The sequence below is a fragment of the Streptomyces sp. NPDC051217 genome, assembly GCF_044455465.1.
Classification (GTDB): Bacteria; Actinomycetota; Actinomycetes; order Streptomycetales; family Streptomycetaceae; genus Streptomyces.
In genome coordinates this window covers 38647-63108 of the sequence record NZ_JBITEV010000025.1, presented here as the reverse complement: position 1 = coordinate 63108, position 24462 = coordinate 38647, and the positions used below count along the sequence as shown (strand labels likewise).

At 67.8% G+C, this 24462-nt stretch carries 13 protein-coding genes and 5 pseudogenes; 12 read left to right on the top strand and 6 right to left on the bottom strand.

The window, feature by feature from the left end; all coding sequences use genetic code 11:
- Window positions 1-375 precede the first annotated feature (375 nt).
- Complete coding sequence (locus tag ACIBBB_RS34980; protein ID WP_398989290.1) at window positions 376-2238, bottom strand: PQQ-binding-like beta-propeller repeat protein; 1863 nt, start codon at window positions 2236-2238, stop codon at window positions 376-378.
- A gap of 857 nt (window positions 2239-3095) precedes the next feature.
- Between ACIBBB_RS34980 and ACIBBB_RS34975 the strand changes: the two are divergent.
- The 3 genes and pseudogenes from ACIBBB_RS34975 (at window position 3096) to ACIBBB_RS34965 (ending at window position 5737) form a co-directional block, all read left to right on the top strand.
- Window positions 3096-4325, top strand: a pseudogene (locus tag ACIBBB_RS34975) (IS110 family transposase).
- A gap of 182 nt (window positions 4326-4507) precedes the next feature.
- On the top strand, window positions 4508-4918 hold the full coding sequence (locus ACIBBB_RS34970) for a hypothetical protein (RefSeq protein ID WP_398989288.1): 411 nt from the start codon (window positions 4508-4510) through the stop codon (window positions 4916-4918).
- A gap of 193 nt (window positions 4919-5111) precedes the next feature.
- Window positions 5112-5737, top strand: a pseudogene (locus ACIBBB_RS34965) (HNH endonuclease family protein).
- Window positions 5738-5750: 13 nt separating this feature from the next.
- Here ACIBBB_RS34965 and ACIBBB_RS34960 read toward each other — a convergent pair.
- Window positions 5751-5873, bottom strand: a complete 123-nt coding sequence (locus ACIBBB_RS34960; protein ID WP_398989286.1) for a DUF6207 family protein — start codon at window positions 5871-5873, stop codon at window positions 5751-5753.
- Window positions 5874-5918: 45 nt separating this feature from the next.
- On the opposite strand from ACIBBB_RS34960, the gene ACIBBB_RS34955 reads away from it, so the two are divergent.
- On the top strand, window positions 5919-6818 hold the full coding sequence (locus tag ACIBBB_RS34955) for a HEAT repeat domain-containing protein (RefSeq protein ID WP_398989284.1): 900 nt from the start codon (window positions 5919-5921) through the stop codon (window positions 6816-6818).
- A gap of 593 nt (window positions 6819-7411) precedes the next feature.
- Here the strand turns inward: ACIBBB_RS34955 and ACIBBB_RS34950 are convergent.
- On the bottom strand, window positions 7412-7597 hold the full coding sequence (locus ACIBBB_RS34950) for a hypothetical protein (RefSeq protein WP_398989282.1): 186 nt from the start codon (window positions 7595-7597) through the stop codon (window positions 7412-7414).
- 56 nt (window positions 7598-7653) lie between these two features.
- On the opposite strand from ACIBBB_RS34950, the gene ACIBBB_RS34945 reads away from it, so the two are divergent.
- A complete protein-coding gene (locus tag ACIBBB_RS34945; protein WP_398989280.1) occupies window positions 7654-8124 on the top strand; it encodes a hypothetical protein in 471 nt (156 codons plus the stop codon).
- Between the two features lie 154 nt (window positions 8125-8278).
- Here the strand turns inward: ACIBBB_RS34945 and ACIBBB_RS34940 are convergent, their stop codons facing one another.
- Window positions 8279-8929 carry a tyrosine-type recombinase/integrase gene (locus tag ACIBBB_RS34940; protein WP_398989306.1) on the bottom strand — a complete coding sequence of 217 codons (651 nt, stop codon included), beginning with the start codon at window positions 8927-8929 and terminating at the stop codon, window positions 8279-8281.
- Between the two features lie 947 nt (window positions 8930-9876).
- Here ACIBBB_RS34940 and ACIBBB_RS34935 point away from each other — a divergent pair.
- The 5 genes and pseudogenes from ACIBBB_RS34935 to ACIBBB_RS34915 form a co-directional block, all read left to right on the top strand.
- Window positions 9877-10496, top strand: a pseudogene (locus ACIBBB_RS34935) (HNH endonuclease family protein).
- Between the two features lie 473 nt (window positions 10497-10969).
- On the top strand, window positions 10970-17815 hold the full coding sequence (locus tag ACIBBB_RS34930) for an RHS repeat-associated core domain-containing protein (RefSeq protein ID WP_398989278.1): 6846 nt from the start codon (window positions 10970-10972) through the stop codon (window positions 17813-17815).
- A 955-nt stretch (window positions 17816-18770) separates the two neighbouring features.
- Complete coding sequence (locus ACIBBB_RS34925) at window positions 18771-19691, top strand: Dyp-type peroxidase (protein WP_398989276.1); 921 nt, start codon at window positions 18771-18773, stop codon at window positions 19689-19691.
- 1352 nt (window positions 19692-21043) lie between these two features.
- Window positions 21044-21307 (top strand): helix-turn-helix transcriptional regulator, encoded by a 264-nt coding sequence (locus ACIBBB_RS34920; RefSeq protein ID WP_398989274.1) that lies wholly within the window; start codon window positions 21044-21046, stop codon window positions 21305-21307.
- Window positions 21308-21476: 169 nt separating this feature from the next.
- Window positions 21477-21806, top strand: a pseudogene (locus ACIBBB_RS34915) (DUF6083 domain-containing protein); the annotation flags it as partial.
- 53 nt (window positions 21807-21859) lie between these two features.
- Here ACIBBB_RS34915 and ACIBBB_RS34910 read toward each other — a convergent pair.
- Window positions 21860-22357: a DUF6207 family protein gene (locus tag ACIBBB_RS34910; protein ID WP_398989304.1), complete on the bottom strand. Its 498-nt coding sequence runs from the start codon at window positions 22355-22357 to the stop codon at window positions 21860-21862.
- Between the two features lie 183 nt (window positions 22358-22540).
- Between ACIBBB_RS34910 and ACIBBB_RS34905 the strand changes: the two genes are divergently transcribed.
- Both ACIBBB_RS34905 and ACIBBB_RS34900 read left to right on the top strand, forming a co-directional pair.
- Window positions 22541-23017 carry a DUF4265 domain-containing protein gene (locus ACIBBB_RS34905; RefSeq protein WP_398989272.1) on the top strand — a complete coding sequence of 159 codons (477 nt, stop codon included), beginning with the start codon at window positions 22541-22543 and terminating at the stop codon, window positions 23015-23017.
- A gap of 516 nt (window positions 23018-23533) precedes the next feature.
- Window positions 23534-24174, top strand: a pseudogene (locus ACIBBB_RS34900) (DUF1524 domain-containing protein); the annotation flags it as partial.
- Between the two features lie 22 nt (window positions 24175-24196).
- On the opposite strand, the gene ACIBBB_RS34895 reads toward ACIBBB_RS34900, so the two are convergent.
- Window positions 24197-24451 carry a hypothetical protein gene (locus tag ACIBBB_RS34895; protein ID WP_398989308.1) on the bottom strand — a complete coding sequence of 85 codons (255 nt, stop codon included), beginning with the start codon at window positions 24449-24451 and terminating at the stop codon, window positions 24197-24199.
- Window positions 24452-24462: the final 11 nt, after the last annotated feature.

Sequence of the window (24462 nt, the reverse complement as noted above, 5' to 3'; positions counted from 1 at the left end):
ATCCGATCATCCCGCCCAGAACGCCGATGGCCGCTCCCGCACCGAATACCACGGGCATCGAGTCCGTCGAACTCAGAGGAACAAGATTCTGACCGGCGGTCATGACGGGCATCCTCGCTGGTCGCGACACCCGACCGCTACGGCACATCCCCACCTTCGGGGAAAGAGACCGCACCGCCGCTCACTATCCATCGGGCCGACGCCGAGCTTGGTCTGTGCCTCGCCCAACGCCCGCCACTACGTCGGCCAAACGCCCCGAACCAAGATCCCCGACAGCGTCAACCACTCAGTGGTCGCGAGGAGCGCTCCTCTCGGGGCGAACGCCCATGGGTTCCTGGTTGAGTCCTACATCAAGCGGTCGTTACGAGTTGAGAGCTACGCCGGGCTGTCCTTTATGGCGGTTTCCAAGGCGTACACGCTGTGGTCCGAGCTGCTGACGTACACGACCCCGTTGGCCACCGCCGGCGACGATCGGACCTTGTCGCCGGTGGCGTAGCTCCAGTTCTTGTTGCCGTCGGCCGCGTCCAAGGCGTACACCCTCTTGCTGTTGCTACCGACGTACACGACCTTGTCGGCCACAGTCGGCGACGACCTGACCCAATCGCCTGAGTCGAAGGCCCACTTCATGTCGCCGGTCGCCGCGTCCAGGGCGTACACCCTCTTGCTGCTGCCGATGTACACCACCCCGTCGACCACCCTCGGCGACGTGAAGCCCCAGTCCTCTGGCTCATTGCTCCACACACTTTTGTTGCGGAAGCCCCAGTCGCTCGAGCCGACTGCCCACTCCTCGGCCCCGGTGGCCGCGTCCAGGGCGGACATGTACTTGTAGCCCGCGATGTAGACCACCCCGTCGACCACCGCCGGTGGCTTGAGACCGGAATCGCGGGAGACCGCCCACCTCTTCTTCCCCGTGGCCGCGTCCAGCGAGGTCACGGCGGAGCTGCCGCCGATGTACACGGCCCCGTCGGCCACGGTCGGAGCCGGTTCGAGCTTGTCGATAGTGGGGTAGTGCCACTTCCTCTCCCCGGTAGTGGCATCCAGGGCATACACACGCCCGTCGCTACCGCCGACGTACACCAGCCCGTCAGCCACCGCCGGCGACGACGTGACCGCACCGCCGACGCTGTGCCGCCACCGGACACGCGGATCGGCAGTGTCCGGACCGGGCGTGCCGCGGTCATCGAACAGGTTGACTGCGGCGACGACACCTGTAGCGACGGCAGCGGCGCCACCGGCACCGATACCGAGCCGCAAGGCGGTACGACGGCTGATGCGGCGGCCCCGCGGCGGCGTGCCCGCAGCCGGTCGCGGCACACGTGCCGGTTCCGGCGTGCGGGCTGGGTCAGGACCGGCAGCGGCGAAGGGAGTGGTGCCTGTCTCCGTGTCCGCGTCGGACACGTGCGATCCGGCACCGGGAGCGGAGGCGGAGGTGGACAGTTCACGAAGGCGCTCGCAGACCTCGCCCGCTGACGAGGGGCGGTCGTCGGGATCCTTGGCAAGGAGCGCCATGACCAGATCGTCCAGGGCGGCGGGGACACCTGGGCGGGCCCGGCCCGGCGGCTCGGGGGCCTTGTACAGGTGTGCGGCCAGCATCGCGACCGCTTCCGCAGCCTGGAACGGGGTGCTTCCGGTGAGAAGCTCGTGGAGTACGCAACCCAGGGAGTACAGGTCGGAGCGGGGATCGGTGGGGTGATCACCGAAGCGCTCGGGGGGCATGTAGGCGAGTGTGCCGATCACTTTGCTCGACTTGTGCGTGGCCGCAATGTACCGGGCGATGCCGAAGTCGAGGATCTTGATCTGATCGTCCGGGGTGGCCATGAGGTTCGCCGGTTTCAGGTCCCGGTGCACGACCCCGGCCGTATGGGCGGCCTGAAGCGCCGCAGCCGTCTGTGCCATCCAGTCCACGGCAGTACGTATCTGAGCCGCGCCGTCCTCACGGAGTACCGTGTCCAGGCCCCGTCCGGTGACGAACTCCATCACCAGGTAGAGGGTGCCGTCGTCAGGGTCCTGCCCCAGGTCGAAGACCGTCACCACGCCCGTGTGGCTCAGACCGCCGGCGGTTCGAGCCTCGCGGAAGAACAGTTCCGCGCCGGACGCGTCCCGCCGGTCGTGCGGCAGCAGCTTGACCGCGACTCGGCGTTCGATCAGACGGTCGCGGCCCTCCCAGACCTCCCCCATACCGCCCCGGCCAACGAAATCGACCAACTCGTAACGGCCGCCCACAACCCGCAAAGCCACCCACCCCTGTCCAGACGCCACGCGTCACACCAGACCCGCCCCTGCGGGACCGCATCGACGATCCCACACCCCACCACCTTCGCCCTGGCAGTTGGGGCTGGTGCCGCCCGCCCTGCCCCGCCTCGCCCACGTCATTGACCACCAACAGAACAGGACCATTGCCTACGCACCCGGCCGGGGCAAGCCCACCGTCCACACCGTCCATTCGCTGGAACTCGATCCGCCGTGCCTGTATGCCGACGCCACGAAAAGGTGCACACCTACCATCTGGCCAATATCCAGGGAGTCGATGCCGAAGTCCCAAACAGCTCGGACACCGGCCTCCGCGCATCATGGCGATGGACAAGTGGAGGCCGACCAAACGCGCCGGGGTGCGGACCGCAGCCCAGGTAGCCGATTCACCGCCGCGCGTACGGGCCCCGCACCGGTCTGAGTTGATCGTTTCTAATTCGTCTTCAAGGAGCGCTCCCCGTGCCAGTAGGAGTGATCCTTGCAGCCGGGATGTGTCCCGGCTTGGGGATGGGCGGCCAGGTCGCTTCGGTGGAAGCCTGCATCGTTTCCGGCCTTCGAGGCCCGACCGCAGACGGTGCTCAGTTGGAGCCGACCGGGTCGCCCAGCCCCAGCCTTCGCTCTGGCCCGATACCTTCGCGGCGCGAGCACGTCGCACGGTGACCTCTTGATCCCTTCGAGCTCTCAGAGCTCTGACCCAAGGCCGAGGCCCGTACGGCGCGCTGGTGTCACGAACGGCTAGTGAGGTGGCGGCCCGGTCCTGGCGGCCGAGGCCTGAAATTAGAACGCTGCGTGACCCGTATGTGCTCGTGACCGTCAGAAACGAGGCATTCTCGGGAAGGGATGAAGTGATCTACTGCGGAATTGACTGGGCGGAGAATCATCACGACGTGGCACTGGTCGACGCCTCGGGGCAGCTCCTGGCCAAGGCCCGGATAACCGACGACATGGCCGGCTACCGGCGACTGCTCGACCTGCTCGCCCAGCACGGGGACACCGCGGACAGCCCGATCCCCGTCGCCATCGAGACCAACCGCGGGCTGCTCGTCGCCACCCTGCGGTCGGGTCCCCGGAGCGTGTACGCGATCAACCCGCTGGCCGCTGCCCGCTACCGCGACCGGCACTCCGTGTCCCGGAAGAAGTCGGATCTCGGTGACGCGCTCGTCCTGGCGAACATCCTGCGCACCAACGCGCACCGCGCCATACCTGATGACTCTGACCTGGTCGCCTCGGTGGCCGTCCTCGCCCGCGCTCAGCAGGATGCTGTGTGGAACCGGCAGCAACTCGCGAACCAGCTGCGTTCCTTGTTGCGCGAGTACTATCCCGCCGTCCTGCAGGCCGCGTCACGGTGGAAGGGCGGCCTGTGCCGACCGGAGTCCCTGGAACTGCTCAAGGCAGCTCCGACCCCGACCAACGCGGCTCGCCTGACCCGGGCCCAGATCACAGCCGCTCTCAAGAAGGCGGGCCGGCAGCGCGAAATCGAGGCGGAGACGGAACGGCTCCGGGAGATCTTTCGGGCGGAATGGGCCCACCACCAGCCCCTCACCGAGCAGGCCATGGGCCGACAGATGCTGGCTCTGCTGCGTCAGCTCCAAGCCGCCTGCCTGGCAGCCGACGATCTTGCCCAGGCGGCTGAGGAAGCGTTCCTCCAGCACGACGGCGCCGAGATCATTCTCAGCTTCCCCGGTCTCGGCCCCCAGCTCGGAGCCCGTGTTCTCGCCGAGATCGGCGACGACCGGACGCGTTTCGCCAGTGCCCGCGGCCTCAGGGCATACGCCGGCTCCTCACCGGGCACCCGCGCCTCGGGCAAGAAGGCCGCAGTTGCCTACAGGGGGGTCTAAAACCAGCGCCTCAACCACGCCGGCTATCTCTGGTCCTTCTCCGCCCTGCGTGCCTCACCCGGGGTCATGGCCCGCTACCGTCACCGTCGAGACGTGGGTGACTGGCATGCCTCTGCTTTGCGCAATGTCATCAACGGCTTGGTTGGACAGCTTCATCACTGCCTGCGGCACCGGCAGCTCTTCGACGAGCATGCGGCGTTCCGCGCAGAGACCGACGTGCTCCAGGCCGCGGCCTGACCGCGACACCACCGACGTCCGTGGCGGGGTGTTGACGCCCCACCCAATTACCCAGCCAGAGGTTCACAGTCTTCCACAGAGGAGCCCTGGAGTCCGCGTCGTGGGCGCCGTCCTATGGAGGTGGAACGTCGGCGCCCGACCCTGCCTCCTGCCTCGGTTGAGCGCGCTGGTACAACCCCGGCATGACGTACCGATTCACTGCCCGCGCCGCCAGAACAGAGATCGACCCCGACGGCTACTTCACCGAAGCCGCTCTCGCCGAGGGTGAGGACGGAAGCGGCTTCATCTTGATGTTCATGGCGGGAGAGGAGGAGCCTGATGATCAAGAGGTCGCCCTGGGGATGGATACGCACTGCCTCGTCACAGCCGGGCAAGGGACCGCATATGGGTGTGTGAGGGAAGCTGTCCTGACGGGCAATACCCTCCGCGTTTCACTCGCTCCTGAGGCCTTGGAAGACCTGCGGTTGAGTGACAGCGAGATCGAGGCCGTCATCGAAGCACCGGCCGAGGACGTTGTCCTGTTCCGCGAGGTTCTTGCCCAGGTGCTCGCCTACGGACGAGCGGACGCTGTGCCCACTCGTCTGGCCGTGTGAGCCGCGCACCGGACCGCAGCTCGCCCGGGGGAGTTGAGTGACCATCGACACCAGGGCGGCCGCAACGACCTCGGAGGTCTGCTGACCCGCCGTCAACTTGACGCCTCGCCTCGTGAGGTGTCTGCGGTGAAAGTCTGCGTCCGTACGGGGGAGCGGGCACGTCGGTCGGCCCGGTGGCCGACCAGGGGCCGGTATCACTGCCGGTTGTGATCAAGAATCTGCTGCGCGGTCTCGCGCTTTCCACTGTCCGGTGCTCTCCGATGCTGTCGGCGAGTTGCCCGAGGCGGTGGAGAGCCGTGAGGGCTACCAGCGCACCTCCTTCCGCCACTGGAACGTCGGCCTGGACCCGGCCGACGGGTGCCACACCCGCGCAGAGATCCTCCTCGCCGAAGCACTGGACTCCCCGCAGGTCACTGGCAATTGCGCCATGACCGGGGGCGCTGGTTCAGCTACTACGACGAGCAGACGGTGACGGACGCAGCCAAGCTGGACGTCGACCACATGGTGCCGCTGGCCGAAGCGTGGGACTCCGGCGCCTCTGCGTGGACCGCGCAGCGGCGTGAGGCGTACGCGAACGACCAGGACGCGGAGACGTCGCTGGTGGCGGTGACAGCGCGAACCAATCGCTCGAAGGCGGACAAGGATCCGTCGCAGTGGCTGCCGCCGGCGACCGGGCAGCAGTGCCGTTACGTGGGGGAGTGGGTCGCCACCAAGCTCCGCTGGAGTCTGACGGTCGACGAGCGTGAGCTGGAGGCGCTGAAGGTCCTCGCGGACGGGCCGTGCGAGACCACCGCCGTCGTCTACACCCCCGCACCGTAGAACCGGTTCACTGTCATGCCTGGGTGCCGGGGCGTCGGATGTCCGCGTGTACGCGGGCGTGGACTCCCGGCATCCCGGGCTCCCGTCGTACCGGGGTGACGCCGGAGGTGGCCCACAGACGCTCCAGGCCGGCCATCACGGCGTGCTTCTCTGCACTTCACCCGAACGGGTAGCTACGGGAATGTGCTTCGTCAAGGCACCTCCGAGGTGTGAGGGGACAGTGAAGGGTTGGGTGCAGTTGAGGGAGGTATCCCTGGTGCCTCCTCTGGCCGGGGCGGGTCCCCGGGGGCGGTCAGTAGCCTCGCCCTTGGACTGTCGGACGATGGTGATGGGCGCGGGGGGACGGATGAGATGGTGGAAGAGGGGCCGTGCTGGTGCGGGAGACCGCCGCTCGAACTCAGTGGAAGAGGTGTGCGCGGCGCTGCAGGACGACGAAGTCCCCGTCCGCAGGGAGGCAGTTCGTAAGCTGAGACGGTTGGGCGATCCGCGTGCAGTGGGCCCGTTGCTCGACGCCCTCGACAGGGAAGTGCGTAGCGCCACGTTGGAGGCGTCCGCAGCCGACATCATTGATGCCCTGGCTGAGTTCGGCGGACCGGAGGCCGAGGAGCGCCTTGTGGGCTTGCTGCGCATTGAGGAGTTTTGGCACGAGATAGACGTGGACACCCCCGATGAGCCTCCGTTCGTTGCGGCCGTCGTTTGGGTGACTCCGGCCCTGTTGGACATGGGCGGGGCAGAGCTGATGCTGCGCGGACTGCTCGAGACGCTGGGAGATCGGCGCCAGGAGCTGAGGTGCCGTGCGGCACGCGAGCTGGAGAACATCGCCTGGCGCAGCGCGAGCGGCAACGGTCTGACCGCATACGATGACGAGGAACTCACCGATGCGGAGCGGGATTTGCTCGTGTCTTCGCTGTGCTCGGCGCTGCTTGCCGAGGACGACGCTCAGGTCCGGAACTACCTCGCGGGGGCCCTCGGCGATCTGGGGGACAAAAGGGCCGTGGAGCCTCTGCGCCAGGCCCTCAGCAGCGACGAGAGCATCTCCCAGGCGTTAAGGGAGGCGCTGGCCAAGCTGGACGGGCGGTGACACGGAGCCGGGTCCGTGCCCGCTGCGGCCAGCCCGGTGCGTTCGCCCAGCTCAGCCTCCCTGAAGGCAAACTACTGATCCCCGAGGAGGTCGCTGGCATCCGCCAGAACTTGCACCGCGCCGGGCTGCCTTCAGCGAGGTCCTTGCAGCGTCGTTCGAGCATGCTCAGGACGGTTACGGGGCTGATCACGCTGCGGGTGGAGCCGATCTTGCGCTGGAACAGGAACGGCATCGGAGGGCTCCAGACCTTGTCGTGCGGGTCGAAGCGCCGCAGGAGCGGGACGGGGTTTGCGTCGCGAGTGTGCCGTCGGATGACGGAGGCGATGACGTGGAACAGCTCGGCGGAGTTCGGGTTCATCGGCGGCCCAGGTGTGCAGGTCGTAGTAGAAGCTGCGGACGGCGATGACGATGGCGTCGACGCCTAGGCGGGGCTTGCCGTCCTTGCGGATGCAGATCTTCTTGCGCCAGGCGCTGTAGAGGTCGGCCGGGATCTTCAGATCGGCTTGCTCGGGGTTGATCTCTTCGCTGCCGGCCCAGAAGTCGTGGGCGAGGTGTCGGACGATATTGACCAGGGAGGCGTAGCCGGTGTCGGCCTAGCGGCGGTGGAAGTAGTCGAGCAGGAGTCGGCGGACGCTCTGGTTGCGGATGGTATGACGGTCGACGAGTTCCTCGAGGGTGAGCTGGCCGCGGTGCAGTGCCTGACGCATGGTGGCGGGTGTGCTGGGCGAGAGGTGCCCCATCGCGTGGAGGACGTTCCAGGAAGCGCGACCGGCGAACACGTTGGAGTCCTTCTTGCCCGGCCGCAGGGCGGCTTGGCCTTCCGCGATTCGTGGGCGTGGTGGAGCAGGGCCGCAGGGACGAGATCCGCGAAGCCGATGCCCTGGATCGCGAGCAGGGAGCACACGTCGAAGAGCGCTTCACGTTTATGCGGCCAGGAGATGTCATGGGCGGTGACGTGTTCGGAGTACTTCTCCAGCGGCGGGTCCTTCTGGGCAGCGATGAACTGGTCGGCGAACCCGTTGAAGTTGTGCTTCTTCATCACCAGCAGCGTGGGCTGGACGATCCGCAGGCAGAACAGCGTCTTGACGCCGATGCTGTAGTTCTGCCCGTACCGGTTGGTGCCCAGGTCAGCGGCGTTTATATCGCCCCGGCCCAGTGGGCTGGCGTCCCAGCGGCGCTGCCAGGTGCTGCCCTCGAACCCGTCCAGGTAGGTCAGGACACGACGGGTCAAGGCCCGGTGCTGAGCGGCGGTCTGCGCGACGGCTGCCGGACAGACGTCGTGCGCGAGTTGGCCGATGCACTGTGACGGGGTGGGGGATAGGTCGCCGAAGGGGCGGGGCAGTGTGGTCGGGGACGCTGGGCGGGCCTCGACCTGGCCTGCGACGAAACGGCCGGCGAAGTCCAACTCGTCGCTGACCTGGACGTGGCGGCGGCGGACGCCGGTGGTGGGGCGCGTCAGCTCAGCCACCGAACACCGCCTCGATGTCCGCAGTGGCGTAGCCCGCGGGATAGTGCCGTGGCGGCCGGGGCGCGGAGCAGTGCTCGGTGAGCTTGTCGAAGAGCTCCTCGATGTGAACGGCCAGATAGCGGCCGGTGGTGTGGATGTCGGAGTGCCGCATGATCGTCTGGACTTCGGGGAGTGTGAGTTTCCCGCTGTTGGCCATGCGGTAAGCAGCGGTGTGCCGCAGATCGTGGAGGGACCAGTTCGTGCCCAGCAGCGTGTTCGCTCGCTGCATGACACGGCGCATCGCCCAGCAGGTCAGCGGACGCTCGGGTCCGCGGAGGGTTTGCCAGACCGGTGCACCCCCGGTGGGCGTGCCCGCCGTGTCGAGATAGAGGGCCATGCGGAACAGACCCTGTGGGTAGACCGGCACCGCTTCCCTGGCCCGCGTGCCTTTGGTGATCACGTAGATGCGCTGGCCGGACCAGTCGATATCGCCGACCGTGATGCCGAGGAGTTCCTCGGCACGGGCACCGCTGGAGACGTAGATCTCCAGCAGTGCCCGGTCCCGGTCGCAGTTCATCGTGGTGAACAGTTCGTCCCACAGCCGGTCGGGAATGGAGCGCGGCGGCCGGTCGGGCACCCGTTGCCGCAACCGGGCCCGTCCCACCAAGGGCGTGGGCTCCAGCGGACTACGGTGTCCCAGAGCCCGGCGCCGCTGCGGCGAGTGCGGCACTGGGTTCACGACCGGACCTCGTCCCTGATGGGCGTGGAACTCGTAGAACCCCCTGATCACCGTCAGGGCGTGGTTGATGGTCCGCGGCGCATACCCGGCCCCCAGAGACGCCTTGCCCGTGCGGAGATTGACCGCCCCGGCCACCGGCGCGTCGACCCTGTGTCGTTGGCGCTGTGGGTTGGCCGCCGAGCGAAGCCAACCCGTCAGCACAGCGACCCCGGACTCCGTCGCGCGGTCCCACTCGGTGCCCAGCAACCAAAGCAGGCGGAACCACCGCAGCATCCCGTAGCCGTAACTCCGGCAGATCAGCGGGCTGGAATCCCCGAGCGCCAGGTCCCGCAGAAACGCCGTGACCGGCTCGACCTCGCTCCCACCGGGTCGAGCACCGCGTACGGCGGATGTGCCCGGCTCACCTCGACGACTCGTCCGAGGCGGGGAATGACCCGCTGCCCCTCCATCAACTCATCGCGTACATCCATCGCTTGCTCCCTGATCGCGGCATGTAACGCCGTGACCAACGAGGCGATGATGGTGCAGTTAACGCTGCGTGGTCGCCTCGTCAGGGGCGGTGATGTCCAGGACGACCACGCTGGGTTCGGGAATCTGCGTCGCATTAATACGGTCCATGCACCCCCGGACAGCCCCGGTGCCCCGGGCGGTTCTCCTGCGGGGTCCGCACCACCCTTACGGGTGGTGACGCATGCTCAGGCCGTCAACGACTTCCTGCCAGGGCGAGTCGTTGAGGGGCATGCGGGCGGGGCATCGGCTGGTGACGTGCCGTCACCCGGAGTTCACGCAGGCGGTCTACCCGCATAGACCTGTTGCCGTCACGATGAGCGCGCACCACGTCATGTCTGTCCCCGAGCCCCGGGAGAGCCCCCATGCGTATGTCCGCCCGTCGCAGCGTCCTGACTACCGTGATTGCCGCGGCCACGACCGCCGTCACGCTCCTTGGAACCGCCCCGGCCCAGGCTGCGCTGCCGACGCCGATCGCCGCGTCGACCGCCCGCTCCTACCTCCACCGGTTACAACCTGGACCTGTTCAGGCACTGGATCACGATCAGCGGTGCGTGTGACACGAGAGAGACGATCCTCAAGCGCGACGGCACCAGCGTGGTCACGAACTCGTCCTGCGCGGCGACGTCCGGCAGCTGGTACTCGCCGTACGACGGCGCGACCTGGTCCGCCGCCTCCGACGTGGACATCGACCACATGGTGCCCCTGTTCCGAGGCGTGGGGGTCCGGCGCGTACAACTGGACGGCTGCGAAGCGGGAGCAGTTCGCGAACGACCGCACCCGGCCGCAGCTTCTGGCGGTCACCGACAACGTGAATCAGTCCAAGGGTGACCAGGACCCGGGCACGTGGTGGCCCTCGCGCAACGCGTACAAGTGCACGTACGCGCGTGCCTGGGTGCAGGTGAAGCACTACTACGACTACTACGGCCTCAGCGTCGACTCGCGCGAGAAGAGCGCGTTGTCGTCCGTCCTCAACGGCTGCTGACCGGACCCGCTCACGGTTCACCCCGCCCGCCGGCGACGGCAGATCGCGGCGGGCGGGGCCCGTTCGGGAGCTGTTGGTCGGGCCGACATGTGCGGCCGCCCGGCCCTTTTGCCGGGCAACAGTCCGCCGCAGGGGACGCTGTCGCCCGGCAGAATCCGGTCAAGTACAGGTTTCCGGCGGGCCGTTCATGAGCCGGGAGACGACGGCGTCTTTACCGTCGGGTTGCCCGTGCCCAGGCTGCCGTCCCGGAGTGTGAACCGTCGGCCACCATGGAGCGAGATCCGGCTGTCTTCGGCCTTGCTGTTCGAGGCTGTTGGCTTGATCTTGATCTTTTTCCTCGCCGTGGTGACAGTTTGTGTGTAAGTTGTGACCGCTTGCATGGGGAGTGTGAGTGTCATGGGTCCTTGGTGGCTCATGAGGGGGTTTTGGGGAGGGGTGCGGTGCGCATGCACGGCGAACGTTTTGGGATACGTATGTCCGCGCGCAGACGATCTCTGACGGTCGGTCTGCTCGCGCTGGCCCTCTCGGCGAGTCTGGTGTCGGCCGAGGCGGCGCCACCGTCGCGGGTGTCGGCGCCCGAGACCTCCCAGGCTCCTCCACTTGTCCCTCCGGCCGCTCCTGTTGGCCCGGTGGCCCCGGCGAGTGCGAAGGCGGCCGAGCCGACGACGAAGAACGCCGTGTACGCGTACGACGCGGCCTCTCGTCTGGTCGGTGTGACAGATCCGGCGGGTGAGACGGCCCGTTACCGGTACGACGCGGCGGGCAACCGGCTCGGCGTGGACCGGTTCGCGTCCAGCACCCTGTCCGTTCTCTCCCTCGTGCCGGTCCGCGCCCAGGCGGGCGCGAAGGTCACCCTTTCCGGCACCGGTTTCTCAACCACCCCGGCGTCGAACTCGGTGACGTTCGGTACGACGGCGGCCACGGTCACCTCGGCGACGGCCACCCGTCTGGTGGTGACGATCCCGGCCGCCGCGGCGAACGACAAGGTGTCGGTGACCAAGGGCGGCACGACGGCCCAGTCACCGGAGTCGTTCACGCTGGCCGCGTCGGCACCGTCGATCACGGCCCTCGCCCCGGCCTCCGGTGTTGTCGGCGCCACAGTCACCCTGACCGGTGCGGGGTTCGCCACCGCGCTCATCGACAATGTGGTGCGTTTCGGTGGGGGCATCGTCGCCCGGGTGACGGCGCGTACGGCCACCACGCTGACGGTGGAGGTGCCGCCGAGCGCGGTCACCGGTCCGGTCGAGGTTGAGACGGCCGACGGCCGCGCCGTGTCGGCGGGTACTTTCCGGGTGGTCTCGGGCAGCGGGGCGGGCGAGATCGAGTCGTCGGTGGTGACGTCGCTGACGGACGAGAGTCCGCCGACGGTCACCGTGGCCATGCCGGGCAACCGTGCGGAGGTTCGTTTCGACGCGGATGAGGGCGCCGACATCGGCATTGGATTCACCGCTTCGACGTTCAACGCCACTGTGACCGCGCGGCTTTACGACCCGGAGGGTGAGCCGGTCGGCGGCAGCGAGGGGCTGACGGGTGTCGCGGACGACTGGGAGGTCGAGGACCTTCCGCAGGCGGGGACGTACTCGCTGATCCTGACCCCGGCGGCGACCGCCGTGGGCCAGGCGACCATCACGGTGTCCGCCCCCAAGGCTGTCGCGCTGAACCTGACCGGACCGACGGCGGAGGTGCCCCTGGCGAGGGCCGGGCAGGACGGCGTCCTCACCTTCCAGGCCGTGCTCGGCGACTCGCTGAGTCTCGGTGTCGACTCGGCCGGCATGCCCAAGGGCATGTACGCGCGTCTTTACGGTCCTGACGGCGACCAGGTGATCAACCGCTTCGTAGGGGCGGGCAATGCCGGTGCGATCGATGTGGACACACTGGCCCAGTCGGGCACGTACACCCTGACGCTGGACCCGGACACGGGCGCCTCCGGCGCGGTGAAGGTGACCGGGTCGCACTACGCGGACGCGGGCGTGCTGGACTCCGCGGGCCCGACTGTTGAGCTGCCGCTCGCCCGGCCGGGCCAGGACGGGCGCGCGACCTTCACCGCCCAGGCGGGCGAGCGCGTGTCGCTGGGGGTGACGGCGACCGGTTTCACCGGTCACGTACGGACGGAGATCAGGCGGCCGAACGGGATGCTGTTCGCGTTCTTCCTGGCGCCTGGGACCACCAGTACCGAGTACGACTCCGCGGCGCTGCCCGACTCGGGGACGTACACGATTGCCGCGCTGCCCAGCAACGCGGTCACGACGGGCAACCTGTCCCTGACACTGTCGCGCCCGCTCGGCGTCGCCCAGCTCTCCACCACGGGCGGCCCGGTCGCCGTGGACATCGCGCGCTTCGCGCAGGACGCGGAGTCCGCCTTCCAGGCGAGCGCCGGCGAATCCCTCTCTCTCGGCGTCAGCGACAACACGTTCGCCGACACCCTGCGGGTGTCCGTGTTCGCGCCGTCGGGCACTGCGGTCGTCGACGAGAAGATCGTCACGACGGGCCGCCCCGCCACCTTCCCGCTGGCCGCCCTCGCGGAGGCTGGAACCTACCGGGTGGTCGTCGACCCCAACCGGGGGGCCCGGGGCACATTGAAACTGACCCTGTCCGCGGGCGCGCAGGCGCAGAAAGCAGTGGATGCCGCGGACAAGCCTGCTGCGGCGAAGGAGCCGGCGGCGGGCGTTCTCCCGACCGGTCCGGACGCGTGGCAGCCGGGCAAGTCGAGCCTGGCGGGGCGGGATTGGGTGACGGCGCGTGGCAAGGCGCCGAAGGCGCCGCCGGCCTTGCGGGGTCCGCCGGGCAAGACCGGGTTGACTGGTCATGCCCTCAAGCTGGACGGGAAGCCGCTGGCGAAGGTCACGGTCTCGGTGGGCAAGAAGTCCGCGAAGACGGACGCGCGCGGCCGGTTCCTGCTGTCGGGTATCGCCGAAACGGCCACCACGCTGGTGGTCGACGGCGCGAGCGCGAACAACTCCAAGCGCCAGTACGGCCGTTATCACATCCGCATCACACCCAAGGCGGGCCGGACGGTCGATCTCGGGTTCCCGGTGTGGATGACGCCGCTGGACACGAAGAACACGGTGCGCTTCGCGGCGCCGGCGAAGGCCGACGTCGTCCTGAAGTCCCCGAAGATCCCGGGTCTCGAAGTCCGCATCCCGAAGGGGTCGGTGGTCCGTGACGAGGATGGGAAGCCGGTCACGGAGCTGGGGATCACGGCGATTCCGATCGACCGGCCGCCGTTCCCGCTGCCCGAGAACGGCATCGTGCCGGTGTACTTCACCGTGCAGCCGGGCGGCACGTACGTCTTCCCCAAGGGCGCGCAGATCGTCTACCCGAACTACACCCGCGAAGCTCCGGGCACGCGGGTCAAGTTCCTGGACTACGACCCGAAGAAGAAGGGCTGGCACGTCTACGGCACCGGCGAGGTGTCGGCCGACGGCAGCCAGGTCCTCCCCGACAAGAAGACCCGCGTCTGGGCCTTCCACGGCGCCATGTTCAACACCGACGACCTGATCCCCTGGGACACCTCCTGGCTCCAGGACGTCATGAACTGGCTGTCCGGCGACCCGGTCGAACTCTCCACGGGCCTGCTCACCGACTCCCGTACGGACCTGGCGGTCGCGGACTCGCGCGGTGGAGCCGAGGTCACCCGGACGTACTGGCAGGGCGACCCGCACACGCGGGCGTTCGGCATCGGCCGCGACCTGTCGTACAACGTCTTCCTGAATTCCAAACGCCCCTGGCAGGAGGTGGATCTTTATCTGCCGGGCGGCAGCAAGGTCCACTTCACGCGCACCTCGCCGGGCACGGGCTGGGACGACGCCGTCTTCGAGCCCGAGGACACTCCGTCGGATTTCCAGGGTGCGAAGATCACCAACGGTGTCGGGCAGTGGGATCTGACGTTCCGTGACGGGACGGTGTGGGAGTTCCCGCAGTACGGGCCGCTCCGGGAGATACGCGACCGGCACGGCAACACGGTCAAGCTGACCAGACGCGGGGGCAGCAACGCGGACAAGGGTGACATCACCCGTATCACCACCCCGGGCGGCCGGTGGATCACGCTGGAGTACGACACCCAGCACCGCGTCACGTCGGCGACGGACAACACGGGCCGTACGACGTCGTACACCTACAACGCGGGCCGGCTGGAGACGGTCAAGGACCCGGTCGGCGGGCTCACCACATACAAGTACGACGGCACGTCCAACCGGATCTCTGAGGCGATCGACGCACGCGGCATCACGTACATGCAGAACGAGTTCTACGCCGACGGGCGGGTGAAGAAGCAGACGCTCACCGAGGGCGCGGAGTACTCGTTCGTGTACACGCAGACCGGCGCAGGGAAGATCACGTCGGCGAGCGTGACGCAGCCGGGCGGTTCGGTGCGGCGGGTGGAGTTCGACACCGACGGTTACGGCGTCAAGGACACCGAGGCGTACGGGAGTTCTCTGGCCCGCGAGACGCAGTACCACCGGGGTGCGAAGCACCGGATCGACGCGGTGACGGACCCGTACAACCGGCGGACGGAGCTGATGTACGATGCGAACGGTTACGTGACCCGTACGACGGAGCTGGCGGGTACGCCGCAGGCTCGCCCGTCGGGTACGGCGGTGTACGACGGCCCGTACGACCAACCGACGTCTGTCTCGGATCCATTGGGCAATACCACTCTCCTCGGGTATGACGAGGCGGGTGATCTGCGGACGGTCACCGACCCGGAGAACCGGAAGACGGCCCTCACGTACGCGCCGGACGGCCAGGTCAAGACCGTCACCGACGCGTCGGACGCGGTGACGGAGTACACCTACCGCCACGGCGATCTGGTCTCCGTGAAGGACGCCGAGGGCCGCACCGGGGCGCAGTTCCTGGACGCGGCAGGCCGCCCGACCGTGATCACGGACGAGGCGGGCTCGGTCACGACGCTGACGTATGACGCGTTGAACCAGACGCGTAAGGTCACGGACCCGCTCGGCCAGTCGACGTCGCTGGACTTCGACGAGAACGGCAACCTCAAGAAGCTGACTGACGCGCGCCTGAACAGCACCACGTGGGCGTATGACGACGCGGACCGTATGGAGTCGGTGACGGATCCGCTGGGTGCGCAGGCGCTGTTCGGGTACGACGCGGCGGGTCGGCTGACGAAGGCGACGAACCGCTCGGGCTTGGCCGCGACGGCCGAGTACGACCTGCTGGGCAGGGCGAAGAACACCAAGTACGGCGTGAACGCGGCCGGCGTGGCCGAGTCCACGGCCACGTACGTGTACGACGTGGTGGACCTGCCGAAGACGGTCACGGACACGCAGGCTGGCGACCAGAGCTTCGGCTACGACGTCTACGACCGGCTGAAGACGGTGACCGGCCCGACGGGTACGGTGGGTTACGACTACGACGGGGCGGACCGCCGGAAGGAGATGACGGCGGCCGGGACCACCACCGTCTACGGTTACGACAGGTCCAGCATCCTCACCTCTGTCACCTCGGGCGGGCAGGAGGTGCGGTTCGGTCTGGACGTGGTGGGCCGGGAGAAGACGGCGACCCTGCCGGGCGGCATCACCCGCACCACCACGCTCGACAAGACCGGCGTGGTCTCCGGAATCGACTACACCCGGGGCAGCACCGATGTCGGCGACTTGACGTACACGCGTGACACCCGGGGCCTTCAGACGGGCCTGACGGGCAGCCTGGCGTCGGTCGCTCTGCCGGCGGCCGAGACGGGGGCGGTGTTCGGCAAGGACAACCGGGTCACGTCCCTGGGCGGCCGCTCGTTCACGTACGACGCGGACGGGCAGCTCAAGTCCGACGGCAAGAGGACGTACAACTGGAACGCGAGGGGCCAGTTGTCGGGCGTCGCGCCTACCGGTGGCGGACCCGCGGGCCTGTTTGGCTACGACCCGCTGGGCACGCGAAGCTCGAAGAAGCTGGGCGACGCGACGCAGAAGTACCTGACGGACGGCTCCAACCCGCTGGTGGAGCAGGACGGTGCGGGCGCTGCGAAGGCGACGGTCGCCACGTCTGGCCTGGACCAGTACCTGACCCGCACGGAGGACGGTGCGACGCAGGTCTACCTGACCGACGCGCTGGGCACGGTCGTCGGCCTGGCCAACGCGGACGGCACAGTCGCCACCAGCTACACCTACGACCCGTACGGCCAGCCCACCACCACGGGCGCTGCCTCCACCAACCCGTACACCTTCACGGGCCGCGAGTCCGACGGCACGGGCCTGCTCTACTACCGCAACCGCTACTACGACCCCGAGTCCGGCCGCTTCATCTCCCAGGACCCGATCGGCCACGCGGGCGGCACCAACCTCTACCAGTACGCCCTCAGCTCCCCGACCACCTACACGGACCCCACGGGCAACTCCCCGATGCTGGCCGGCTGCGTGATCGGCGGCCTCGGCGAAGCGGGCCTGGACTGGCTCGGCCAGCGCCTCTCCGGCCGCAAGGTCAACTGGGGCCAGGTCGGCACCTCAGCGGCACTCGGCTGCGCCGGCGGCATGATCGGCAAGTGGGCATCTCTCGGCAAGATCGACAACGCCAAGTCGGCGATCCCTGGCCCGGGCTGCAGAGTGCGGATCCCCAAGAACAGTTTCACGGAGGACACCCCGGTCCTCCTCGCGGACGGCACCCGCAAACCGATCAAGGACATCCAGATCGGCGACCAAGTCCTCGCCACCGACCCCGAAACCGGCGAATCAGGCCCACGCCCCGTAACGGCCCTGATAAAAGGCACCGGCGACAAACAACTGGTCGACATCACCCTCGACACGGGCAAAACCAGCACCCTCACCGCCACCGACGGCCACCCCTTCTGGGTCCCCGCCCTCGGCCGCTGGATCGAAGCCGACGAACTCACTGCGGGCCAGTGGCTCCAGACCAGCACCGGCACCTGGACCCAAATCACCGCCATCACCCACCACACCAAGTCAACGACCGTCTACAACCTCACCGTCGACGACATCCACACGTACTATGTGCTGGCGGGCGCCACACCGGTCCTCGCTCACAACGCAACACCAGGTCAGAAGTGCGATCTGACGCTGGGGGCTGGTCCGAATGCCCGCGAGGGAGTAGCCCTGGAGAACGGCGACATTGAAGCCGATGGCGTTCGAGATCTGATCAATGAATCCGGAAATGCGCACGGCTGTCACACTTGCCCTGCCACGACGCCCGGTACCAAGTACGGAGACTGGATTCCAGATCACCAGCCGCCATCTAGTCTCGTCGCCCCCGGGTCTCCCCAGACGGCGTATCCGCACTGCTGGCCCTGCGCTAGAAGACAGGCTGGGGTCGTCTCACAACTGTCACAGGCAAGGAGCAAGAAGGAATGGTAGCTAGTAGCCCCCTGGTTGCATTCCTCGCAAAAATCGAGCACGGATGCCTGATCTTGCGGGATGCAGCAAGTGACGATGACGTCAGCGACTGGGATCCGACGTCTAGCAGCTGGTATCGAGAGGGTAGTTCACTTATCTTCAGCGTTCAGGCCGGTGTCGATGGTCCGGTTGAATGTGAGGTGTGGAAGTCGGCCCCCCCTACGGCGCTTCCTGTGAGACTGTTCGAGGCGTCGCTGCCGTGTTCGTCCGGATGGCTCGTATTGCACGATGCGAACGATTATGTCCGAATGCAATTTTCAGGGTTCCGTGACTCCGTGATCTGCTCGGTAATGGTGGATGATCCGCAATTTCCGTCAAAGATTCAGATCTTGCTGAGCGCAGAAGGTAAGTAGCTTCTTGGTGCCTGGAGGAACAGGAGAGGTTCTATCCGGGGATCTCGCCAGTATCTTTCCGCGTCATACCGAACTGCAAAGTTGAAGCCCCGCCAGGTGCGTCCTAGCGGGGCTTCTGAATGGGGTGGCGGCAGTAGTTGACGGCAACGACAGCGGAAGGTGGCTCCGCACAGCGGCGGGTCATCGCCGTCGTCGCCTGGCTGTCGGCTCGGATGGCGGCCTGGTTACGTGTGTCCTGAAATTGCGAAGCTGATTTCTTCATTGTCGTTCTCGCGCTTCTACGTGTGGAGTCCCCCGAACCGGCAAGGGCAGGTGCTAAAGGAATCCTTTACCTGGAAGCGGCGAGAGATATACTCAATTCTGTGTGTCTCGTTATGTGGAGGGGCGTTGTGCGGCGTAGGTTGTTGGTGGTTTCCGGGGCGGCGATCGGGCTGGGGCTCGTGGGTGGGACTGCGGTCGTCGGTCATTTGGGCGAGAGTGAGTCAAAGGCTGATGCGGTCTCCGGTTCGGGGGAGGCAGACGCTACGGCGCGGGTGCTGGGAGCAGTGCAGCCGGAGGATTACATGGGAATCGTGGCCCTTGATCGCGGTTGGTCCGGTGGGGAAGTGGGGCGTGCGGTAAGGGCGCTGGTCGAGAAGGCGCGGTCTGCCGGTGGGGTCGACGCCGCAGTAGGGTTCGGGTTGGGAGTCTCTCTCTTCGAGGGTGCAGGGTCGCGGGAGCCTCGGCAGTTGAAGACCATGCCCACCTTCGCCGGTGATCTGCTTGATCCAGCGCAGTCGCACGGCGACCTGCTCGTGCGGGCGGCGGGGGAAGACGCCGCAGTGGTGCGGAAGGCCGTGGCGGAGGTTAAGGCCGTTGCGGTGAAGGCCGGTTGGATCGTTCGTTGGGCCATTGACGGGTTCCGGGCGGATAACCGTCTTGAGGGTGGTCGGGGTCTTGCCCGTAATCCGTTTCATTTCACTGAGGGGTTCGGGAATCCGGAGTCGGAGCGGGAGGTTGCCGATCGGGTCCTGGTGCGTGAGGGGCAGGGTGAGCCGGAGTGGGCTGTCGGGGGGAGTTATCAGGTTGTTCGGGTGATTCGTTTCGCGACGGAGTTGTGGGACAAGGACTCCGTTGATGAGCAGGAGCGGATTATGGGGCGGCGGCGTGACGGGGGGTGGCTGGACGGGGCGCCTGCCGGTGAGGAGCCGAATTTCGCGGCGGACCCGAAGGGTCGGCGGACGCCGCTCGATTCGCATGTGCGGCTCGCTGCCCCTGATCGTCGCAATCCGCCTCAGCTTGTGCGGCGCAGTTACAGCTACGACCGTGGTGACGGTGACACCGGCATCATCTTCAACTGCTTCCAGCGGGACCTGGCCAAGGGCTTCGAGGCGGTCCAGAAACGGCTGGAGGGCGAAGCGCTGGCGAAGTACGTGCTCACCACCGGCGGCGGCTACTTCTTCGTACCCCCGCCCGGCGACGCCTGGTTCGACGCCGTCAGCTAGAGATCGTGTGAACTCTGGTGACGGGCATGCACTTTCTTCGTATGAGTTCTCGGTGGTGAGTCCTGCGAAGCCTGTCGCCTCTTGTTACACCCCGGCCTGTGCCCCGGGTGTGTGAGACGCGGGCGGGGCTGGGGTCCAGTGGATTTCTTCGTTGTCTTGGGTGAACTGCCATTGGGTGATTGCGCCGGTGAGGACCAGTTGGTCGAGTGTCTGTTCAAGGCTGTGAGGTTTGAGGCCGCAGGCGCGGGACAGGCGGTCGGTCGGTCGGTTTCGGTGCTGGAGTGCGTGGCCCCGGGGGAGTGGTGAGCGGTGAGGGCCAGGTGGGTGCGGCGTGCCGAGGGTGACTGGGCACCCGGTGGCGGTGAGGCGATGATGCGCAGGGCCCAGTCGGCTGCTTGGTGCCGGTCGGTGCGGCTGGGTGCCTGGGTGAGGATGGCCGGGTCGAGGAGTTGAACGGCGCGGGCGTGGTGGCGGGGTGCGTTGTCTGCTGGTGCCAGGCGTAGCCAGCGGGCTGCTTCGAGTTCTTGCCACGGGGCTGGGTCGTGGTGCAGGCGCATGCCTTTCAGGAGTCCGGCGGGCAGGTGGGCCTGTCCGTGGCTGTCGGTGCGCAGGGTGCACTGGAGGGCGAGCAGTCGGGCTTCTGGGCTTGCACTGTGGGGGAGGGTGGCGGCGAGGTAGCTGAGCATTTCCTGGACGCGGAGTTGCCCGGACAGACCGCCGGGCCTTCTGCTGTGCCGTCTTTTCCTGTTCCGACTGCGGCCGGAGGATGCAGGTCTGTTGGCCGGGGTGGCGAGGGTGGTGTCGGGGACTACGGCGGCGTGTGGGGTGGCTGCGGCGCAGGCGGCGCAGGTGTCGGCGAGGCGCCAGGTGCGGCCGTTGTGTTCGCGGGTGAGGACGAGCAGGATCGGTCCGGCGCAGCCGCGGTGGCGTGGGTGCCAGTGGCAGCCGTGCTGGTGGCACTGGCAGGTCCGCAGATGGGCGGGGAGTGCGGCGCGGCGTGTGTGGCGGGCCAGGTGCGCGAGGACCGTGGACCGTGCGGAGGCTGGTGGCACAGAGTGGTGGCGAGGGTGCACTGCGGGCAGTGGAGGGCCGGCCCGTCGCCCGCCGGGCGTAGTTCGACGGTCCAGGTGCGTCGCATGGTCTCGTATGGGGTGGTGCACAGCCTCATGGGGCGCGTGGTCCTCCTTGTCTGGCTGCGCCGGTGCGGGGTCTTTCGGTGACCTGAGGCGGGGGAGTGGGGTGGTGGGCGCACCGTAGTGCAGATCTATGCCCTCTCGTTCGGCCTACGTCCCCCGCAAATAGGGCAGAGGTCTGCACTGGCAGGGCAGGTGTCTGCACCTTCGGATGGGGAAGTGACGATCTTCCCGCCGGACCCGAACCTCGAAGCGCTGCGCCTGGAGCTGGCGCGGCTGCGGGGCGATCACGGCTGGAGCTATGACGAACTGGCCAGCCGCAGTGGCCTGTCACGGCGCACACTCATCGAGATCGAGCAGGGCCGCACCATCGGAACCCTGGCCACCTGGCACGCCCTCGCGCACGCTCTCGGCGCCCCGCTCGACGAACTCTTCGGCACCCTGTGCGCGGGCCACGAACCACCGGCCCCGCAGGACGACTGAGGCCGTTCGGCCCGTCCCTCAAGGCCGCAGGACGGATCACCCGCACTAGTGATGACTTGCGAACGCGTGCGCGGACGGCCGTACGGGTGTGTCAGTGAAGGGGCCGTCCGGGGGACGTGCCCGGCCGCGACACCCACGAGGCGGTGTGCCGCCTGGCACGTTCGCCGCCATGCACTCCACATCCGCCTCAACCAGGCGCCACTGGGACGGCACCCAGCCTCTGATCTACAGTCATCGCCGGTTGCGGGTCGCGTCGACCAGTACCAGCCGTCTCCTGCGCACCGGGCAGAGCGGCCCCTGCACCGCGTGCGGCAACCGCGTCGAGTGGTACGAGCGCACCGGCCACCGGCCCGTCGCCCTCCACCCCAACGAACTGCCCGCCTGCACGGTCCCCGAGGCTTTTCGTTGGCACGTCAGTTCCGGCACGGCCTACCCCGCCGGCGACGGCACGGCCTGGTGCCGTATCCCGCACCCGCTCCTGTGCCCGGCCGTCAGACGCCCGATCCGCTGGCACCCACGGCCGGTGGTTCAGCTACTACGACGAGCAGACGGTCACCGACCCCGCCAAGCTGGACATCGACCACATGGTCCCGCTGGTAGGCGTGGACAGCGGCGCCTCCGCGTGGACCGCGCAGCGCCGCGAGGCCTGCGCCAACGACCGGGACCCGACCCGTCGGCTGCTGCTGGCAGCAGTGCCGCTACGTGGGGGGCGGGGCGCCACGAAGCTTCGCTGGAACTCCGCTGTCGACGAGACCGAGTTGAAGGCCCTCTCTGACGGGCCGCGCGAAACGATTGCCGTCGTCTACCCCCGCACCGTAGGACGGAGCCAGAGGGGTTATCGCCGGGCGTCGGATGTCCGCTGTCCGCATGCACGCGGGCGCGGACACCCGGCACCCCGCCGGCCTCCCGTCGTACCGGGGTGATGCCGGAGGTAGCCCACCGCGCCTCGGGCTCTGCCATCACCGCGCACGCCGTCGCCTCATCATGAGCGGTGACATCCAGAACCACTAGGCCGGACTCAGGAATCTGACCTGCGTTGATACGGTTCATACCCCGCTCGACGCACACCGCGGCCCCAACGGTTCGCCCGCAGCGCCCCTGCCACCCGCAGGAGCGATTATCTTGGACGTGGAGCTTGTGTTTAACCTCCGGGTTTCTGCCGCCAGCCGGAGGTTTGTCGAGCAGTCTCGACCCGGTGCGTGGTGTTGTTGAATGTTGCCGCATGACGGATGTATGGAGAGCGCGGTCGAGAAGGTCAAGGTCTGGTTCCGGTTCGTTCCGCGTGAGGGATGGTTGCCGCAGGACACGGAGGGGCTGTGGGCGACGAAGTGCGGTGATAACACGGCCGTGGTGCAGAACCCGCCGTTCCTTCAGGACGGGGTGGCTGAGGGCGATGTGGTGCGGTTCGAGACCGATGCCGAGTGGCTCCACTGGGCTGTTGGGCGGGTGAGTTCCTCCGGCAACTGCACGGTCCGTGTGGTGCCTGTCCCCACCGGGCCTCTGGGCCGCAGTCCGCAAGCGGTGCATCAGCGGCTTTCGGTGTTCGGCCTTGGAGGTGAGGTCTTCAGCGACGACTTCCCCATGGTTGCCTTTACCGCACTGGCTGGTGCGGACTTTGCCGGCATCAAGGCACTCCTGGATCAAGGGCAGGAGGAAGGGTGGTGGCACTACGAAGTCGGCTGTGGCACTGACGAATGGTGGAACGCCTGACAGGGGTATCGAACGATGCCCCGAAAGTGACCGCCTGCCCGAGGGTAGAAACCGGCGTTAAGCCCTGCTGGCGCGCCCCCTTCGTCTGGGCCAAGACCGCCTACGAGATCCACGACAGGATGGCTTTCCACTGCCATCCGCCGAGCCGGTCGGTGAACGTCTCCATGCGGCCGGTTTCTCCTGGGAGGAGCCAACCGAGCCCTTACGTATGGAGGTGGAATGTCGGCGCCGCCGCCCCTGCGAGGTTCTCGCCCAGGTGCATGCGTACAGGCGTGCGGACGCTGTGCCCACTCGTCTTGGTGGTGTTAGCCGTGCACCGGACCGCAGCCCGCCCAGGGGAGCGTTGAGTGACCATCGACACTGAGTCGGCAGACAAGGCTGTGGAGGTCTGCGGACCCGCCGTCAACTTGACGCCTTCGCTTCGTGAGGTATCTGCGGTGAAACTCTGCGTCCGTTCGGGGGAGTGGGCACGGAGATCGGCGCGACGAGCGGCGGGGGCCGGTATCCCTGCGTTTTGTGATCAAGAATCTGCTGCGCACTCTCGCGCTCTCTGCCGTTCTCGTTCCTCTTCTCTCCGCTACGCCGGCCCACGCTGATGTGGCGGTGCTCTCGGATGCTGTCGGGGAGTTGCCGGAGGCGGTGGAGAGCCGTGACGGCTACCAGCGCACGTCCTTCCGCCACTGGAACGTCGGCCTGGACCCGGCCGACGGGTGCCACACCCGCGCAGAGGTCCTCCTCGCCGAGGCGCTGGAGGCCCCGCAGGTGAGCGGGAGTTGCGCCCTGTCCGGTGGGCGTTGGTTCAGCTACTACGACGAGCAGATGGTCACCGACCCCGCCGCGATTGGACATCGACCACATGGTGCCGCTCGCCGAGGCGTGGGACTCCGGCGCCTCTGCGTGGACCGCGCAGCGGCGTGAGGCGTACGCGAGCGACCAGGACGCGGAGACGACACGCGTTGCGGTGACGGCGCGTACGAACAGGCAGAAAGGACCCGTCGCAGTGGCTGCCGCCGGCCACCGGGCAGCAGTGCCGCTACGTGGGGGAGTGGGTCGCGACGAAGCTCCGCTGGAACCTGGCTGCCGATGAGCGTGAGCTGGAGGCGCTGAAGGTCCTCGCGGACGGGCCGTGCGAGACCACCGCCGTCGTCTACACCCCGCACCGTAAGACGAAGCGAGGGGCTACTGGCGCCGGGGCGCCGGATGTCCGCATGCACGCGGGCGCGGACTCCCGGCACCCCGGCCTCCCGCCGTACGGGGGCGATGCCGGAGGTAGGCCCACAGGCGTTCCAGCGCGGTCATCACGGCACGCGCGGTGGCCTCATCCTCTGCGGTGATGTCCAGGACCACCAGCTCTGCGGTGATGTCCAGGACCACCAGGCCCGGCTCGGGAATCTGCGTCGCGTCGATAGGGTCCGTGCCCTGCCCGACGCCCACGGTGTCCCCGC

Bases quoted from the DNA above. Each gene is read 5' to 3' on its own strand.
- ACIBBB_RS34925 (WP_398989276.1), top strand. From the start codon at position 18,771: ATGGGAATCGTGGCCCTTGATCGCGGTTGGTCCGGTGGGGAAGTGGGG.
- ACIBBB_RS34905 (WP_398989272.1), top strand. From the start codon at position 22,541: ATGGAGAGCGCGGTCGAGAAGGTCAAGGTCTGGTTCCGGTTCGTTCCG.
- ACIBBB_RS34960 (WP_398989286.1), bottom strand. From the start codon at position 5,873: ATGGCCGGCCTGGAGCGTCTGTGGGCCACCTCCGGCGTCACCCCGGTA.
- ACIBBB_RS34955 (WP_398989284.1), top strand. From the start codon at position 5,919: ATGTGCTTCGTCAAGGCACCTCCGAGGTGTGAGGGGACAGTGAAGGGT.
- ACIBBB_RS34910 (WP_398989304.1), bottom strand. From the start codon at position 22,357: ATGAACCGTATCAACGCAGGTCAGATTCCTGAGTCCGGCCTAGTGGTT.
- ACIBBB_RS34970 (WP_398989288.1), top strand. From the start codon at position 4,508: ATGACGTACCGATTCACTGCCCGCGCCGCCAGAACAGAGATCGACCCC.
- ACIBBB_RS34930 (WP_398989278.1), top strand. From the start codon at position 10,970: ATGTCCGCGCGCAGACGATCTCTGACGGTCGGTCTGCTCGCGCTGGCC.